At 70.0% G+C, this 15,582-nt stretch carries 14 protein-coding genes and 1 riboswitch; of the genes, 9 read left to right on the top strand and 5 right to left on the bottom strand.

Annotated elements, in window-relative coordinates:
• The 4 genes from hutG to AC07Q9_RS30995 all read left to right on the top strand — a co-directional run bounded on the left by hutG (position 1) and on the right by AC07Q9_RS30995 (position 3,915).
• Entirely contained in the window at positions 1 to 822 is an 822-nt protein-coding gene (gene hutG / locus AC07Q9_RS31010) for an N-formylglutamate deformylase (protein WP_062482294.1), read from the top strand.
• The gene (locus tag AC07Q9_RS31005; protein WP_495312897.1) at positions 819 to 1,976 is read left to right on the top strand and encodes a histidinol-phosphate transaminase; all 1,158 of its coding nucleotides are present in this window, start codon (positions 819 to 821) and stop codon (positions 1,974 to 1,976) included. The genes hutG and AC07Q9_RS31005 overlap by 4 nt, the downstream gene beginning before the upstream one ends.
• Before the next feature lie 67 nt (positions 1,977 to 2,043).
• Positions 2,044 to 3,093 (top strand): homocysteine S-methyltransferase family protein, encoded by a 1,050-nt coding sequence (locus AC07Q9_RS31000; RefSeq protein WP_489060347.1) that lies wholly within the window; start codon positions 2,044 to 2,046, stop codon positions 3,091 to 3,093.
• A gap of 78 nt (positions 3,094 to 3,171) precedes the next feature.
• Positions 3,172 to 3,915 (top strand): SH3 domain-containing protein, encoded by a 744-nt coding sequence (locus tag AC07Q9_RS30995; RefSeq protein WP_495302053.1) that lies wholly within the window; start codon positions 3,172 to 3,174, stop codon positions 3,913 to 3,915.
• Positions 3,916 to 3,921: 6 nt separating this feature from the next.
• Here AC07Q9_RS30995 and AC07Q9_RS30990 read toward each other — a convergent pair whose 3' ends face one another.
• Positions 3,922 to 4,842, bottom strand: a complete 921-nt coding sequence (locus tag AC07Q9_RS30990; protein WP_062474000.1) for a LysR family transcriptional regulator — start codon at positions 4,840 to 4,842, stop codon at positions 3,922 to 3,924.
• Positions 4,843 to 4,944: 102 nt separating this feature from the next.
• Here AC07Q9_RS30990 and AC07Q9_RS30985 point away from each other — a divergent pair, with 102 nt between their 5' ends.
• Positions 4,945 to 5,382: a PACE efflux transporter gene (locus AC07Q9_RS30985; RefSeq protein ID WP_062473998.1), complete on the top strand. Its 438-nt coding sequence runs from the start codon at positions 4,945 to 4,947 to the stop codon at positions 5,380 to 5,382.
• Positions 5,383 to 5,403: 21 nt separating this feature from the next.
• Here the strand turns inward: AC07Q9_RS30985 and AC07Q9_RS30980 are convergent, their stop codons facing one another.
• Positions 5,404 to 6,315, bottom strand: a complete 912-nt coding sequence (locus tag AC07Q9_RS30980; RefSeq protein WP_495312896.1) for a lipase secretion chaperone — start codon at positions 6,313 to 6,315, stop codon at positions 5,404 to 5,406.
• 11 nt (positions 6,316 to 6,326) lie between these two features.
• A complete protein-coding gene (locus tag AC07Q9_RS30975; protein WP_235926910.1) occupies positions 6,327 to 7,382 on the bottom strand; it encodes an esterase/lipase family protein in 1,056 nt (351 codons plus the stop codon).
• 132 nt (positions 7,383 to 7,514) lie between these two features.
• Positions 7,515 to 7,590, top strand: a riboswitch (S-adenosyl-L-homocysteine riboswitch).
• Positions 7,591 to 7,612: 22 nt separating this feature from the next.
• Between AC07Q9_RS30975 and metH the strand changes: the two genes are divergently transcribed.
• The 4 genes from metH to AC07Q9_RS30955 all read left to right on the top strand — a co-directional run bounded on the left by metH (position 7,613) and on the right by AC07Q9_RS30955 (position 13,625).
• Positions 7,613 to 10,375, top strand: a complete 2,763-nt coding sequence (metH, locus tag AC07Q9_RS30970) for a methionine synthase (RefSeq protein WP_495312895.1) — start codon at positions 7,613 to 7,615, stop codon at positions 10,373 to 10,375.
• 100 nt (positions 10,376 to 10,475) lie between these two features.
• On the top strand, positions 10,476 to 12,233 hold the full coding sequence (locus AC07Q9_RS30965; protein WP_495312894.1) for an ArnT family glycosyltransferase: 1,758 nt from the start codon (positions 10,476 to 10,478) through the stop codon (positions 12,231 to 12,233).
• Positions 12,230 to 13,204, top strand: a complete 975-nt coding sequence (locus tag AC07Q9_RS30960) for a glycosyltransferase family 2 protein (protein ID WP_495312893.1) — start codon at positions 12,230 to 12,232, stop codon at positions 13,202 to 13,204. The genes AC07Q9_RS30965 and AC07Q9_RS30960 overlap by 4 nt, the downstream gene beginning before the upstream one ends.
• Positions 13,205 to 13,211: 7 nt before the next feature.
• Positions 13,212 to 13,625, top strand: a complete 414-nt coding sequence (locus tag AC07Q9_RS30955) for a GtrA family protein (protein WP_495312892.1) — start codon at positions 13,212 to 13,214, stop codon at positions 13,623 to 13,625.
• An 18-nt stretch (positions 13,626 to 13,643) separates the two neighbouring features.
• Here the strand turns inward: AC07Q9_RS30955 and AC07Q9_RS30950 are convergent, their stop codons facing one another.
• Both AC07Q9_RS30950 and AC07Q9_RS30945 read right to left on the bottom strand, forming a co-directional pair.
• Positions 13,644 to 14,843 carry an amidohydrolase family protein gene (locus AC07Q9_RS30950; RefSeq protein WP_070063555.1) on the bottom strand — a complete coding sequence of 400 codons (1,200 nt, stop codon included), beginning with the start codon at positions 14,841 to 14,843 and terminating at the stop codon, positions 13,644 to 13,646.
• Positions 14,789 to 15,565 (bottom strand): TetR/AcrR family transcriptional regulator, encoded by a 777-nt coding sequence (locus tag AC07Q9_RS30945; protein ID WP_492682359.1) that lies wholly within the window; start codon positions 15,563 to 15,565, stop codon positions 14,789 to 14,791. Before AC07Q9_RS30945 ends, AC07Q9_RS30950 begins: the two co-directional genes overlap by 55 nt.
• Between the last annotated feature and the right edge of the window lie 17 nt (positions 15,566 to 15,582).

Here is a 15,582-nt window from a genome sequence, read left to right as displayed (position 1 = left end):
ATGGCCTTCACCACCACCGAACCGGCGTTCCGCTTCCGCCAGGGCACGCGCCCGCTGCTGATCTCGATGCCGCACGTCGGCACGCACGTGCCGCCCGCGCTGGCCGCGCGCTTCACCGACGAGGCGCGCCACGTGCCCGACACCGACTGGCACCTCGAACAGCTCTACGACTTCGCCGACGCACTCGGCGCCTCGGTGCTCGTGGCCACGCACTCGCGCTACGTGGTCGACCTGAACCGTCCGCCGGACGGCGCCAGCCTGTACCCGGGCCAGAGCGTCACCGGCCTGTGCCCGGTCGACACCTTCGACGACACGCCGGTCTACGCGAAGCCCGAAGACCACCCGTCCGACGAAGAAGTTGCCGAACGCCGCGAGGCCGTCTGGCGCCCGTACCACCAGCAGCTGCAGGCCGAGCTCGATCGCCTCACGGCCGCGCACGGCACCGTCGCGCTGTGGGACGCGCACTCGATTCGTTCCGTGCTGCCGCGCTTCTTCGAAGGCAAGCTGCCCGACCTGAACCTGGGCACCGCCGACGGCAAGAGCTGCGACCCCGCGCTGGCTGCCACGCTGCGCGGCATCGCCGAATCGGCGCCGGGCTACACCGGCGTGCTCAACGGCCGCTTCAAGGGCGGCCACATCACGCGCCAGTACGGCAACCCGGCCGGCGGCGTGCACGCGGTGCAGCTGGAGATGACGCAGTCGAGCTACATGCAGGAAGCGCTGCCCTTCGACTACCTGCCCGACGTGGCCGCGGGCGTGAAGCCGCACGTGCGCCGCATGCTGGAAGCGGTGCTGGCCTTCGTCGAAGGCGGTGCCCGGTGAGCGCCGCCATCCACGCGTTCGCGCGCCCCGAAGTGCCGCCGCTGCCGCCCTACAACGCGGGGCTGTCCTCGGACACCGTGCGCGCGCGCTACGGCGTCAGCGAGATCGCGCGGCTGGCGAGCAACGAGAACCCGTACGGCCCCAGCCCCGCGGTGGCGCGGGCGCTGGTCGACCTGGCGGCGCGCGCGGGCACCTACCCCGACGCCAACTCCACGGCGCTGCGTGCCGCCATCGCGCAGCGCACCGGTGCGCAGCCCGGCGAGGTGGTGATCGGCAACGGCTCCGAGGACATCCTGCAGATGCTGTGCCAGGCGCTGCTGTCGCCGGGCGACCGCGTGCTCACGCAGCGCCCGGCCTTCGGCCTGCACGAGATCTACCCGCGCATGATGGGCGCGCAGGTCGAGCTGCTGACGCTCACGCCGGAACTCGGCTTCGACGTCGACGCCTGGTGCGCGGCGCTCGCGCGCGGTCCCAAGGTGGTGATGTTGGCCAACCCCTCGAACCCGGTCGGCTGCATGTTCGATGCGGCCGACTTCGCGCGCCTGCTCGCGGCGGTGCCCGCGGGCACGCTGCTGGTGGTGGACGAGGCCTACTACGAATATGCGCGGCTGGCGCCCGGCTACCCCGACGTGCTAGCCCTGCTGCGCGCATGGCAGGCGGCCGGCGAAGGCCGCTCGCCCTGGATCGTGCTGCGCACCTTCTCCAAGGCCTGGGGCCTGGCCGGCCTGCGCGTGGGCTACGGCGTTGCGTCCGACGCGGCGCTGGTGCAGCTGCTCGACCGTGTGCGCACGCCCTTCAACGTGAACCTGGCGGCGCAGGCCGCGGCGCTGGCGGCCTGGGGCGACGAGGCCTTCATGGCGCAGGCGGTGGCGCGCACCGTGCAACAGCGCGAGACGCTGGCGGCGCAGCTTCGCGCCCTGGCCGGGTCGGTCTGGCCGGGCCTGCGCATCGCGCCGTCGGCGGCCAACTTCCTGTTCGTCGACCTCGGGCGGCCCAACGCGCCGGTCAACGAGGCCTTGCTGGCGTGCGGGATCATCGTCAAACCCTGGAAAGAGCCGGGCTTCGAGACCTTCATCCGCGTGTCGGTGGGCACCGACGCGGACAACGCGCGCTTCGTGCAGGCGCTGGCGGAGATCGCGGGCGGGCAAGGCTGACACTGGGGCCGGGTCGCCAAGACCCGCCTGCGCGCCGGGCCAGACCGGGGTTTTTACAATCGCGGACATGACCAAGCCCCTCATCTATACCCGCGGCCAGGCGCTGCCGGGCATCCTGGCCAACCGCATTGCCATCCTCGACGGCGCGATGGGCACGATGATCCAGCGCTTCAAGCTCACCGAAGCGCAGTACCGCGGCGAGCGCTTCAAGGACTTCGAGCGCGACGTGAAGGGCAACAACGAGCTGCTGTCGCTCACGCGCCCCGACGTCATCACCGACATCCACGAGGCCTACCTCGCGGCCGGCGCCGACCTCATCGAGACCAACACCTTCGGCGCCACCACCATCGCGCAGGAGGATTACAAGATGGCCCACCTGGCGCGCGAGATGAACCTCGAATCGGCCAAGCTGGCACGCGCGGCCTGCGACAAGTACAGCACGCCCGACAAGCCGCGCTTCGTGGCCGGCGCCCTCGGCCCGACGCCCAAGACGGCGAGCATCAGCCCCGACGTGAACGACCCCGGCGCGCGCAATGTCGATTTCGAATCGCTGCGCGCGGCGTACTACGAGCAGACCGAAGCGCTGGTCGAAGGCGGCGCCGACGTGATCCTGGTCGAGACCATCTTCGACACGCTCAACGCCAAGGCCGCGCTGTTCGCGGTGGACGAATATTTCGACAACAGCGGCCAGCGCCTGCCGCTGATCATCAGCGGCACGGTGACCGACGCCTCGGGCCGCATCCTCAGCGGCCAGACCGTCACCGCCTTCTGGCACAGCGTGCGCCATGCGCAGCCGCTGGCCATCGGCCTGAACTGCGCGCTGGGCGCGACGCTGATGCGCCCCTACATCCAGGAACTGGCGCGCGTGGCGGGCGACACCTACATCAGCTGCTACCCGAACGCCGGCCTGCCCAACCCGATGAGCGACACCGGCTTCGACGAGACGCCCGACGTCACCTCGCGCCTGCTGCACGAGTTCGCGGCCGAGGGGCTGGTGAACATCGTGGGCGGCTGCTGCGGCACCACGCCGGACCACATCGCGGCGATCGGTGCGGCGGTGGCGCCTGCAAAGGGGCGTGCACTCAACAGCAACGGCTTCTACAAAGAGGCCGCCTGACGCCAGGCGCCACGCGCGCCTTCGGCTGATTGACGGCTCCCCGCCCCGCGCCTACGCTGGGGCGCACAGGAGCCCCCCATGAACGCCACATCCTTCTTGCGCCGCGCTGCCTTGGGCGCGTTCGTCCTGCTGCTGCCGTTCGCGGCGGCGGCGCAGCAGGCTTTCACGCGCGGCGCGGTCAATATGCGCGCCGGGCCCTCGGGCGACTACCCGCTGGTGGCACGGCTCGGGCCGGGGCAGCCGGTCGACGTGGTCGGCTGCACCAGCGGCTACGGCTGGTGCGACGTGGTGCTGCCCGACGGCGGGCGCGGCTGGGTCTGGGCCAGGAACCTCGACTACGCCTACCAGCAGCAGCGCGTGCCGCTGGCCACCTACGGCGCGGTCATCGGCGTGCCCATCGTGAGCTTCGTGATCGGCAGCTACTGGGCCGACTACTACCGCGACCGCCCCTGGTACGGCGACCGGCGCTGGTGGGGCCAGCGGCCCCCGCCGCCGCCGATCGCGGGCTGGCGCCCGCCGCCGCCCGTGCACCCGGGCTGGCAGCCGCGGCCCTGGCCGCCGGGGCCTGGGTTCCGTCCACCTCACGGACCCGGGGTTCGTCCCCCGCACGGGCCGGGCATCCGGCCGCCCGTCGATCCGGGGTTCCGTCCGCCGCGCCCGCAGCCGGGCTTCCGGCCCGGGCCGCCGCCGGGCGTGTCGCATCCGCATCCGGGCGGGGGCCGGCCCGGTGGGGGCGGCGGGGGTGGAGGAGGGCGTCCGCACGGCGGGGGCGGTGGGCACGGCGGTGGAGGCGGGCACGGCCACGGCCACGGAAAGAATTGATCCGGCTCACACGGCCGGCGTCCCGATGCCGGCCGCCGCCTGCCGGTCGCGTGCGATCAGCGCCACGAAGCGCTGCGCGCCCAGGCCCAGCGGCCGTTCGCGCGACCACACCACGTCCACCCACAGGTCCAGCCCGTTGCTGAGGTTCTCGAACGGAATCTCGACCAGCGCGCCCGCGGCCACGTGCGGCCGGGCGAAGTTGCGCGGCAGCCAGCCCCAGCCCAGCCCGGCGGTGATCAGGCTCAGCGCGGCCAGTGCGTTGTCGGTGCGCCAGACATGCCGCGCGAACACGAAGCGCGGGTCGCTGGTGGCCAGGTCGCGCCCCGCGACCACGATCTGGCGCGTGTTCGTCAGGTGCTCCTCGCGCAGGCGCCCGCCGGCCGCGGCACGCAGCACGGGGTGCTCGGGCGCCATCACGGCCACCATGGTGTCGCTGCCCACCTCCTGAAAGCCCTCGCGGCCGTCGAGGCTGGGGCGCTCGAACACCAGCGCCAGCTGCGCCCGGCCGCTGTGCAGCAGCGCCAGCGCGTCGGCCTGCGGCGCGGCCAGCACCTCGACCTGCAGCAGCGGGTAGTCGTCGGCCAGCGCGGCCAGCGGCCCGCTCCAGGGCGCGGCCAGCAGCTCGGGCGCGATGGCCAGCGTGAGCCGGTCTTCCAGCCCCTGCGTGAGCGCCAGCGCCTGCACCTGCAACTGCCGCAGCTGGGCCGCGAGCAGCCGTGCCTGCGGTTCGAGCGAGCGCGCGGCCGACGTGGGCTGGGGCTCGCGACCGCTGCGGTCGAACAGCGGCAGCGCCAGCTCGGCCTCGAGGTTGGCGATGGCCATGCTCACGGCCGACGGCACCTTGCGCAGCGCCCGCGCGGCGGCCGAGAAGGAGCCGTGGTCGATCACGGCCAGGAAGACCTCGACGTTGTCGCTGGAGAAAGCCATGGCGTCCCGATCTATCAATAAAACTGAAACAAGTTAACTTTTTATATCAACTAAAAGCAAATAAAGTCCCTCCATCACAGTCAAACACACAGAGAAACAGTCATGCAGGGCCTTCAGCGTCGGATCGTTTACATCTCCCTCTACGAGGGCATCGCCATCGTGGCGGCCAGCGCCGGCCTGGCCCTGATGTCGGACGCGGGGCTCGGCCACTCGGGCCTGCTGGCCGTGGGCGCCTCGGTCATCGCGGTGATCTGGAACCTGACCTTCAACGCCCTGTTCGAGCGCTGGGAGTCGCGCCAGGCGGTGCGCGGGCGCAGCCTGAAGCGCCGCATCGCCCACGCCATCGGCTTCGAGGGCGGCCTGATCGCCTTCCTGGTGCCGATGCTGGCCTGGGGCCTGGGCGTGTCGCTCTGGCAGGCGCTGGTGATGGACCTGGGCCTGGTGGTGTTCTTCCTGGTCTACACCTTCGTCTTCAACTGGGCCTTCGACCGCGTGTTCGGCCTGCCGGCCTCGGCCATGGGCGAAGCGCAGCCTGCGTAAGCCTGCGCTTACTTAGTCGATTCACTTCGCCGGCTTGGACGCGGCGGCCGAGCGCATCGCCAGGGCACCGCTCAGGCGCAGGCGCTCGTTCTCGTTGAAGAGCGTCTCGCGCAGCTGGGCCCGCTCGGCCTCGGGCGCGCTGGCGTAGCGGTCGAGCCGGGCGTTCCATTCCTGGGTTTCCTGGTCGAGCGTGGCCAGGCCGCGCGCCACCTCGTAGCCGTAGGTCTCGCTGCGCGCGGCAAAGCGCTCCTGGGGGCTGGCGCCGCGCGCCTGCAGCGCCTCGGTCTGGCGCATCACGTCGAGGTGGGCCACCGCCTCCTTGCGCACCTCGCGCTGCGCGGGCGACAGCCAGGCCTGCTCGCTGTGCGCCAGCGCCGCCGCACGCTGCTCGGGCGTGAGGTCGGGGTTGGACAGCAGCTCCATCTTCTCGGCCATGAACCGGTCCTGCCGGATCTGGTCGCCGAACAGGCCTTCGATTTCCTCGGGCGCGAAGAACTGCCGGCGCACCGCCTCGCGCGCCTCCAGGCTGCGCCGCAAAAAGGCCGGGTCGCCGGGCGCGGGCGGCTGCAGGGTGCGCAGGGCCTCCTGCATGTCGACGTAGCGCTCCAGCAGGCCCAGCGCGCGCACGCGCCAGTCCTCGCGCAGGCGCTGGGCGAGCAGGGCGGGCGCGCGGGCCATCAGCGTGGCCTTGCTGTCGGCCTGCGCTTCGGCGAGCACCTGGTCGAAGAGGGTGATGAGGTCGCTGGTGAGCAGGGTGTCGGGGGCCGCCGCAGCTTGCGGCACCGGCGGGGGCGCGCCGGGCACCGCGACCGCCGCCGTGGGGCGGGGCGCGGCGGCCTGAGGCGCATCGACCGCCCCGGGGCCGAGCGCCAGCCAGCCGGTCCCCGCGGCCACCAGCGCGACGGCGCCGATGGTCAAGGCCACACCGCGCATGCGCAGCGTCCTCAGAGCCCCGCGCTCTTGAGTCGCGCGGCCTGTTCCCTGAACAGCTCCGGCGGCTTCTTCTCGTAGTACGGGAACTGGCTGCCGTAGGTGTTGCCGAAGGCCTGGTTCACCTCGTCCAGGTGGTTCTGGCGGTAGTCGCCCAGGTGGGTGCCCAGGCGCGTGGTGCAGACCGCGAGCAGGCCGTCGTTGGCCTCGCCGAAGAAGAACAGGCTGCCCAGCGTCGACAGCGCCGTGTCGCTCGGGTCGAACAGGTTGAAGCTGGTCGACACGCCCGACCACGAGTAGTAGCGCACGCCGTTGGCCACGGCCGCGCCGCTCTTCACGTCGCACGACGAGCCCGGCGCGGGGCGCCCCTGCGGGAACTTGGCGTCGAAGGCCGCGCCGCCCGCCGTGGTCAGCGAGGCCAGCGCGTTCAGCGGCACCTCGGGCAGCTGGCTCGGGTCCTTGCCCGAGAGAAAGCCGATCAGCCCCGTCAGCAGGCCGACGGCCTTCACCACCAGGGTCTGGCCGATGCCGCCTTCGGGCAGCTTGGCCAGCAGGTCGGCCACCTTCGAGCCGCCGTTGGCGCCGCCCACCGACGTGACCGAGGCCACCATGTCCGGCGCCACCGCCGCCACATAGCGCACCGTGGGCGAGCCCTGCGAATGGCCGATGAGGTTGAACTTGAGCGTGGGGTTCTGCTCCAGCGCGCGGATGGTCTTGAGCTCCTGCAGCAGCTGCTCGCCGCGGATCTCGGAGGTGTTGGTGCCCGACACCTGCGCCACGTACACCTTGGCGCCCGCGGCGGCCAGCCGGCCGGGGATGTCGTAGAAGTAGTCGACGCCCAGCAGGTTGTCGAAGCCCAGCAGGCCGTGGACCAGCACGATCGGGTACTTCGTCTTCGCCGTGTCGGAGGTGACGCGGGCCTCGACGCGCGTGGCGCTGTCGCCGGCGGCGGCACGCGCCGGTGGCGCATGAACCGCGAGGGCCGCGGCGGCCAGGAGGCCGCAGCTCAAGGCCACGGCGCGCATCGGGGTGGCTGCATGCTGCAACCGGACATTCCACTTCCTGGCCATCGGCGAACTCCCTTACGTTTGGTTAAAAACACGAACGTTCGTTCAGAAACGGTGGGCGCATTCTGTTGACACATGCAGGAATGAAAACTGGGGTTTTCCCAGGGCGCAATCGAATCGACCTAAAATGCGCGACTTCCCAAGGAGCGTTGCAGCGGTTCGCCACAGAGGCGAATCGTCAGGCTTGGGGCGACAACGACGCTCGCCTGTCCGACTCTTCCGCAGGTGAGGCCATGTCCCAGATTCCCGCATCCGTTTCCGCTCCCGTTGCTCCCCCTCCCATGAAGCTGTCCGGCCTCGAGCCGGTCGCCATCGGCCAGGGCACGCTGTTCGTCAACATCGGCGAGCGCACCAACGTCACCGGCTCCAAGGCCTTCGCGCGCATGATCCTCAACGGCCAGTTCGAGGACGCCCTGGCCGTCGCGCGCCAGCAGGTCGAGAACGGCGCGCAGGTGATCGACATCAACATGGACGAGGCCATGCTCGACAGCAAGGTCGCCATGGTCCGCTTCCTGAACCTCATTGCCAGCGAGCCCGACATCGCGCGCGTGCCGGTGATGGTCGACAGCTCGAAGTGGGACGTCATCGAGGCCGGCCTGCGCTGCATCCAGGGCAAGGGCATCGTCAACTCCATCTCCATGAAGGAGGGCGTCGACAAGTTCAAGCACGAGGCCAAGCTGGTCAAGCGCTACGGCGCCGCCGCCGTGGTCATGGCCTTCGACGAGAAGGGCCAGGCCGACACCTACGCACGCAAGATCGAGATCTGCGAGCGCGCCTACCGCGTGCTGGTCGACGAGGTGGGCTTTCCGCCCGAAGACATCATCTTCGACCCGAACATCTTCGCCATCGCCACCGGCATCGAGGAGCACGACAACTACGCGGTCGACTTCATCAACGCCGTGCGCTGGATCAAAGAGAACCTGCCGGGCGCCAAGGTGTCGGGCGGCGTGAGCAACGTGAGCTTCAGCTTCCGCGGCAACGACCCGATGCGCGAAGCCATCCACACCGTGTTCCTGTACCACGCGATCCAGGCGGGCATGGACATGGGCATCGTCAACGCCGGCATGGTCGGCGTGTACGACGACCTGGAGCCCACGCTGCGCGAGCGTGTGGAAGACGTGGTGCTGAACCGCCGCCCCGACGCCGGCGAGCGCCTGGTCGAAGTGGCCGAGACCGCCAAGAGCGGCGCCAAGGACGAAAGCAAGCGCCTCGAATGGCGCGGCACGCCCGAGCACCCGGTGCACGTCAACCAGCGCCTGTCGCATGCCATGGTGCACGGCATCACCGACTTCATCGTCGAGGACACCGAAGAGGCCTACCAGCAGATCCTGGCCAAGGGCGGCCGCCCGCTGCACGTGATCGAAGGCCCGCTCATGGACGGCATGAACATCGTGGGCGACCTGTTCGGCGCCGGCAAGATGTTCCTGCCGCAGGTGGTCAAGTCGGCACGCGTCATGAAGTCGGCCGTGGCCCACCTGCTGCCCTACATCGAAGCCGAAAAGCTGCGCGACGAGGCTGCCGGCCGCGACGTGCGCACCAAGGGCAAGATCATCATCGCCACCGTGAAGGGCGACGTGCACGACATCGGCAAGAACATCGTCACCGTCGTGCTCCAGTGCAACAACTTCGAAGTGGTGAACATGGGCGTGATGGTCCCGTGCCACGAAATCCTGGCCAAGGCCAAGGTCGAGGGCGCGGACATCGTGGGCCTGTCGGGCCTCATCACGCCCAGCCTCGAAGAAATGCAGTACGTGGCCGGCGAAATGCAGCGCGACGACCACTTCCGCATCAAGAAGATCCCGCTGCTCATCGGCGGCGCCACCACCAGCCGCGTGCACACGGCCGTGAAGATCGCGCCGCACTATGAAGGCCCCGTGGTCTACGTGCCCGATGCCTCGCGCAGCGTGAGCGTGGCGCAGAGCCTGCTCTCGGACCAGGCCACCGCGTACATCGACGAGATCAACGCCGACTACGAGAAGGTGCGCACGCAGCACGCCAACAAGAAGCAGGTGCCGATGTGGCCCCTGGCCAAGGCGCGCGCCAACAAGACGCCCGTCGACTTCGCGAACTTCGTGCCCACGGTGCCCAAGTTCATCGGCCGGCGCGTGTTCAAGAACTTCGACCTCACCGAGCTGGCCAAGTACATCGACTGGGGCCCGTTCTTCCAGACCTGGGACCTGGCCGGCCCGTTCCCCGCCATCCTGAAGGACGAGATCGTCGGCACCGAGGCCGTGCGCGTGTACGCCGACGGCCAGCGCATGCTCAAGCGCCTCATCGAAGGGCGCTGGCTCAGCGCCAGCGGCGTGGTGGGCTTCTGGCCTGCCAACACCGTGAACGACGACGACATCGAGCTCTATACCGACGAGACGCGCAGCGAAGTCGCGCTCACCTGGTACGGCATGCGCCAGCAGACCGAGAAGCAGGTGATCGACGGCGTGATGCGCCCCAGCCGTTGCCTGGCCGACTTCGTCGCGCCCAAGGACAGCGGCGTGAAGGACTACGTCGGCGTGTTCGCCGTCACGGCCGGCCTGGGCGTCGAGAAGAAAGAGAAATTCTTCATCGACGACCTCGACGACTACTCGGCCATCATGCTCAAGGCCCTGGCCGACCGGCTGGCCGAGGCCTTTGCCGAAGCCATGCACCACCGCGTGCGCACCGACCTGTGGGGCTACGCGCCCCACGAGGGCCTGAGCAACGACGACATGATTGCCGAGAAGTACCGCGGCATCCGCCCCGCGCCCGGCTACCCGGCCTGCCCCGACCACAGCGTGAAGGGCCCGATGTTCGACCTTCTGAACTGCGCGGACATTGGCATGACCCTGACGGAGAGCCTCGCTATGATGCCCGCCGCCAGCGTGAGCGGCTTCTACCTCGGGCATCCCGACGCGACGTACTTCAACGTCGGCAAGATCGGGCACGACCAGTTGCAGGACCAGGCCGCGCGGCGCCGCACGAGCGAATCGGAGCTCGAGCGCCTGCTGGCGCCGAACCTTTGAACCTGCCGGCCGGTCGGCGCGACCGGAGTGACCGGCCACGGGAGTTGATATTCAGAAGCTGATCTTTGCCGCCGCGCACTACGCCCAGTTCGCGATCTTCGTGATTGCCTGCTGGGGTGCCGGCCGCGCGGTGCTCGCGCGCCTGCGCCCACCGTCGCGCCGCGACGCCTGGCTCGAGGCGGCCATGTCGGCCGCGCTCGGCGTCGGCCTTTACATCTGTGCCTTCCAGGCGCTGGCCATCTTCGGGCTCTTTCGCCGCGAGGCCACGCTGGGCCTGATCGGCGCGGGCGTCGTGGCCGCCGCGTGGCAGTGGCGCGGCTGGCGTGCCGAGGTGCGCGCGCTGCGCGCGGCCGCACCCGCCACCGCGCCGTGGACCCGCTTCGAGCGCATCGCCGCCATTGCGCTGGCGCTGGTTGCGTTGCCCGCGCTGGTGGCGCCGCTCGCGCCGCCGGCCGCCTTCGACGAGCTGATGTACCACCTGCCCTACGCGCGCCTCGTGGCGCAGCAGGGCACGCTGGGCATCCACGACTGGCTGCGCTACCCCTGGTTCCCGTACAACTACAACCTGCTGTACGCCGCCGCGCTGCAGGTGGGCGACGACGTGCTGCCGCACTTTCTCAACGCGCTGGCGGGCGCGCTGTCGGTGCTGATGATCTTCCGCCTGGGCATCCTGCACGCCAACCGGCTCACCGCCTGCATCGGCGCGGCCATCTGGCTGGGCATGGGCGACTACGCCAACGCGCTGATCGACATGGGCGTGGCGCTGTTCGTGCTGTCGGCCTGCGTGGCGCTGTGGTGGTGGCGCGAATCCGAACCGCTGCGCGACGGCTCGCGCTGGCTGTCGCTGGCGGCGTTCTGCCTCGGCGTGGCGGCGGGCTCCAAGTACCAGGCGCTGATCTTCCTGCCGCTGGTGGCGCTGTTCGTGGTGCGCCACGAGCGCCGCGTGTGGCGGGCCTGGGCGCCCGCGCTGCTGTGCTTCCTGATCCCGTGCATCTACTGGTACGCGCGCAACGCCATCATGACGGGCGACCCCTTCAACCCGATCGGCGCACGCGTGTTCGGCTTCACCGAATGGGTGCCGGCCGACTACGTGCAGCAGGTGGCCGACGTGCGCGACCACGCCGAGATGCCCAACGCGCTGATCTGGTCGGTGTTCCTCGCGCCCTTCAGCGTGTGGTGGAAGCGCTCCGCCGCCGTGCGCGCGGCGGGCTGGTTCTGCCTGTACTCGGTGGCCGTGTGGGTCGTGACCTCGCGCTACCCGCGCTACCTCATGGCCTCGTTCCCGCTGCTCGCCATGACGGCCGCCGTGGGCTGGCAGGTGCTGTTCGGCTGGATCGCGACCGGCGTGCGCCGGCTGCGCGCAGCGCCCGCGGCTGTCGCTGCCGACGGTCCGCGCAGCGGCGCCGGCGTCGGCGACTGGGTCGTGGTGCTGCTGCTGGCCGTGCTGGCCGCCGTGTCGGTGGGCCAGACGGCCACCAAGGTGTCGATGATCTCGCTCACGCCCGAGGCGCGCGAGGCCTTCCTGCGCAAGCACGTGCCGGGCTACGGCGTGATGGACTATGTGCGCCGCAACGTGACGGGGCGCGTCTACCAGATCGCGCTGAACGAGGCGATCTACTACGGCCCCAATCCGATCTGGGGCGACACGCTCGGGCGCTGGCGCTACCGCGACTACCTGCTGATGTCGGCCGGCGACACGGCGCGCAAGCTGGCGGCCGAGGGCTTCACCACCGTCGTCATGTCGCCCGAGATGGTGAAAGTGCTCAGCGTGCGGCCCGACTTCGACACGTACTATGGCCTGCTGCACGAACAAGACGGCAGCCGGGCCTACCGACTCCTTCCGACGACCGCTCCATGACCGACCACCGACCTGCTCCCGTGTCCGCCATGCCACGCATTGCCGCCGTCATTCCCTGCTTCAACGAGGCCCTGGCCATCACGCAGGTGATCGAAGGCTTCCGCGCGGCACTGCCGGGCGCCGAGATCCACGTCTTCGACAACAACTCCACCGACGACACGGCCGCCGTGGCCCGCGCGGCCGGCGCGATCGTCACGCACGTGGCCGCGCGCGGCAAGGGCAACGTGGTGCGGCGCATGTTCGCCGACGTCGAGGCCGACATCTACGTGATGGTCGACGGCGACGCCACCTACGACACCACCGCCGCGCCGCGCCTCATCGCGCGGCTGGTCGAGGGCAATCTCGACATGGTGGTCGGCAGCCGCGTGGACGACGGCCAGGACGCGCTCACCTACCGCGCCGGCCACCGCTTCGGCAACTGGCTGCTCACGGGCACCGTGGCGCAGCTCTTCGGCGGCGGCCTCACCGACATGCTCTCGGGCTACCGCGTGTTCTCGCGTCGCTATGCCAAGTCGTTCCCGGCCCTGTCGCAGGGCTTCGAGATCGAGACCGAGCTGACCGTGCACGCGCTCGAGCTGCGCATGCCCTACGCCGAGGAAGCCACCGCCTACAGCACGCGCCCCGAAGGCTCGCACAGCAAGCTCTCGACCTACCGCGACGGCTGGCGCATCCTGAAGACCATCGGCAAGCTCTTCGTGAGCGAACGGCCGCTGCAGTTCTTCTCGATCGTCGCGGCCGTGCTCGCGCTCGGCTCGCTGGCGCTGGCCGTGCCGCTGTTCATGACCTACGCCCACACCGGCCTGGTGCCGCGGCTGCCCACGGCCGTGCTCGCCACCGGCGCGATGCTGGCGGCGCTGCTGTCCTTCGTCTGCGGCGTGGTGATGCACACCGTCACGCTCGGCCGGCAGGAGGCCAAGCGGCTGCGCTACCTGGCGCAGCCCTGCGTGCGCGAGAGCCTGCGCGCACGCTGATGCCGTCATGAAGATCGGGCGCGAGTTCCTCTCGTTCGCCGTGGCCGGCGTGATCGGACTCGGGGTGGACGTGACGGTGCTCTACCTGCTGGCGCCACTGCTCGGGTGGTACGGCGCGCGCGTCGTGTCGTTCCTGGCCGCCGCCACCACCACCTGGCTCTACAACCGCCGCTACACCTTCGCGGCGAGCGCGGCCGGCGCCGCCACGGGGCGTTCGGTCTGGCGCGAATACCTGGGCTACCTCACGACCATGCTGGCCGGCGCCGTGCTGAACTACGGCACCTACGTGCTCACGCTGCACTGGGTGGAGGGCCGCTGGGCCGCCGCGCTCGGCGTGGCGCTGGGCAGCCTCGCGGGCATGGGCGCCAACTTTCTCTCGGCGCGCTACCTGGTCTTCCGCTCGCACCGCAGCGGCGACTGAGGCCGCCGCCGGGCGCGTTCAGTGCCCGCCAGACACCACCACCGGGATCTCGGTCGCCGGCGGCGTGTTGCGGCTGCGGCCGCAGCGCACGAGGCCGTCGATCATCACCATGCCCACGCCCGGGATGTCGCCCAGCTGCACGCTTTCGAGCAGGCCCGGCGCGGGTGAATGCTGGGCGCGGTCCATGAACACGAAGTCGGCCGCGCGGCCCACTTCGATCAGGCCGCAGTTGAGCTTGCGGATCTTTGCCGTGTTGCCGGTGGCGAAGCAGAACACCAGCTCGGCCGGGATGTTCGCGATCGACGACAGCATCGCCACCATGCGCAGGATACCCAGCGGCTGCACGCCCGAGCCGGCGGGCCCGTCGGTGCCCAGGATCACGCGGTGCGGGCACTTCAGTTCGAGCGCGGCCTTCGCCGCCGCGATGGCGACCTTCTCGTTGCCGTTGTGCACGATCTCGATGGCGCGCGACGATTTCTCGCACAGCTCGCACACATGCGCCTCGGGCAGCGAGGTGTGGCCGCCGTTGATGTGGCCGATGATGTCGGCGTCGGCCTCGAGCACCACGTCCTTGTCGATCAGGCCCGAGCCGGGGATCGACGGACCGCCCGTGTGGATCGTGCTCTGGATGCCGTACTTGCGCGCCCAGGCGACCATTTCCTTGGCCTCGTAGCCGGCCTTCACCGAGCCCAGGCCCACTTCGCCCAGCAGGCCCACGCCGGCTTCGGCGAGCTCCTTGAAGTCGCTCTCGACCATGCCCTTTTCGATCACAGGTGCTCCGGCCAGCACCTTCACGCCGCCGGGGCGGAAGTTGTCGAAGGCGCGCTGCGCGGTGATGGCCAGCGCCTTCAGGCCGACGATGTCCTTGGGGCGGCCGGGCAGGTGCACCTCGCCGGCCGAAATCATGGTGGTCACGCCACCGTGCATGGTGGAGTCGATCCAGCCGATCTGGCCCTGGCGCGGCGTCCAGTCGCCGAACACCGGGTGCACGTGGCTGTCGATGAGGCCGGGTGCGACGCAGGTCTTCTTCGCGTCGATGACGGTGACGGCGCCTTCGAGGTCGCAGTCTTTCTCCTTGCCGACCGCCACGATCAGGCCGTCGTTCACCACCAGGGTGTCGGCGTCGAGGATGGGCTTGTCGATGTCGCCCGAGAGCAGCAGCCCTATGTTCTTGATGACGACCTTGCCCGACTTTGCGCCGGCTGCGATTTCTGCCATTTCGTTGTGTCCTCGTCGTGGGGTGGGGAAGGGGTTCTGTTGTCCGATGCCTCGTCCGCGCGCACGGTGCGCAGCAGGGTCTCGATCACGAAATCTTCCCAGTGCGCGACGGCTTCCGGCGACTCCATCGGCTCGCCGAGGAAGGCCGTGAGCGTGTGCCGGTTCGAGGTGTAGAAATAGCCGGTGGACGCGATCAGCAGGTAGATGTCGCGCGCCACGAGGTCGGTGCGGAACAGGCCCTGGGCCGCGCCGCTGGCAAGGATTTCCGAAATGATGGCCACCGCCCGCGACGAGTACTCGCGCGCCCGCAGCGACTTCGAGATGTGCCGGCCCTTGTGCAGGTTCTCGGTGTTCAGCAGGGTGACGAACTCGGGGTTCTTGCGGTAGTAGCCGAGCACGAAGCGGATGACTTCGGTGAGCGCTTCCACGGGCCGCGAGGCGTCGAGCGCAATGGCGGCCTCGGCGTCGTCCATGCGCTGGTAGATGCCTTCGAGCACCGCGATGAACAGGCCCTCTTTGCTGCCGAAGTAGTAGTAGATCATCCGGTCGTACGACTTGGCGGCCTTGGAGATCTTCTCCACGCTGCCGCCGTCGTAGCCGTACTTGGCGAACACCTTGGTCGCCGCCTTGAGGATGCTGTCGCGCGTGGCCTGGGCCGCGGCCTCGCGCACGCCGGTGCGGCGCTGGGGCTTGGGCTTGCTGACGGAGCGGGAGTCGGCCATCGTGCGCGCAGCGCCTC

The organism is Variovorax sp. GW821-FHT09A10 (genome assembly GCF_059418385.1).
The sequence above is the reverse complement of the archived record's forward strand: the minus strand, read 5'-3'. Positions and strand labels throughout refer to the sequence as shown.

Bases quoted from the DNA above. Each gene is read 5' to 3' on its own strand.
- hutG (WP_062482294.1), top strand. From the start codon at position 1: ATGGCCTTCACCACCACCGAACCGGCGTTCCGCTTCCGCCAGGGCACG.
- AC07Q9_RS31000 (WP_489060347.1), top strand. From the start codon at position 2,044: ATGACCAAGCCCCTCATCTATACCCGCGGCCAGGCGCTGCCGGGCATC.
- AC07Q9_RS30995 (WP_495302053.1), top strand. From the start codon at position 3,172: ATGAACGCCACATCCTTCTTGCGCCGCGCTGCCTTGGGCGCGTTCGTC.
- AC07Q9_RS30990 (WP_062474000.1), bottom strand. From the start codon at position 4,842: ATGGCTTTCTCCAGCGACAACGTCGAGGTCTTCCTGGCCGTGATCGAC.
- AC07Q9_RS30985 (WP_062473998.1), top strand. From the start codon at position 4,945: ATGCAGGGCCTTCAGCGTCGGATCGTTTACATCTCCCTCTACGAGGGC.
- AC07Q9_RS30980 (WP_495312896.1), bottom strand. From the start codon at position 6,315: ATGCGCGGTGTGGCCTTGACCATCGGCGCCGTCGCGCTGGTGGCCGCG.
- AC07Q9_RS30975 (WP_235926910.1), bottom strand. From the start codon at position 7,382: ATGGCCAGGAAGTGGAATGTCCGGTTGCAGCATGCAGCCACCCCGATG.
- metH (WP_495312895.1), top strand. From the start codon at position 7,613: ATGTCCCAGATTCCCGCATCCGTTTCCGCTCCCGTTGCTCCCCCTCCC.
- AC07Q9_RS30960 (WP_495312893.1), top strand. From the start codon at position 12,230: ATGACCGACCACCGACCTGCTCCCGTGTCCGCCATGCCACGCATTGCC.
- AC07Q9_RS30955 (WP_495312892.1), top strand. From the start codon at position 13,212: ATGAAGATCGGGCGCGAGTTCCTCTCGTTCGCCGTGGCCGGCGTGATC.
- AC07Q9_RS30950 (WP_070063555.1), bottom strand. From the start codon at position 14,843: ATGGCAGAAATCGCAGCCGGCGCAAAGTCGGGCAAGGTCGTCATCAAG.
- AC07Q9_RS30945 (WP_492682359.1), bottom strand. From the start codon at position 15,565: ATGGCCGACTCCCGCTCCGTCAGCAAGCCCAAGCCCCAGCGCCGCACC.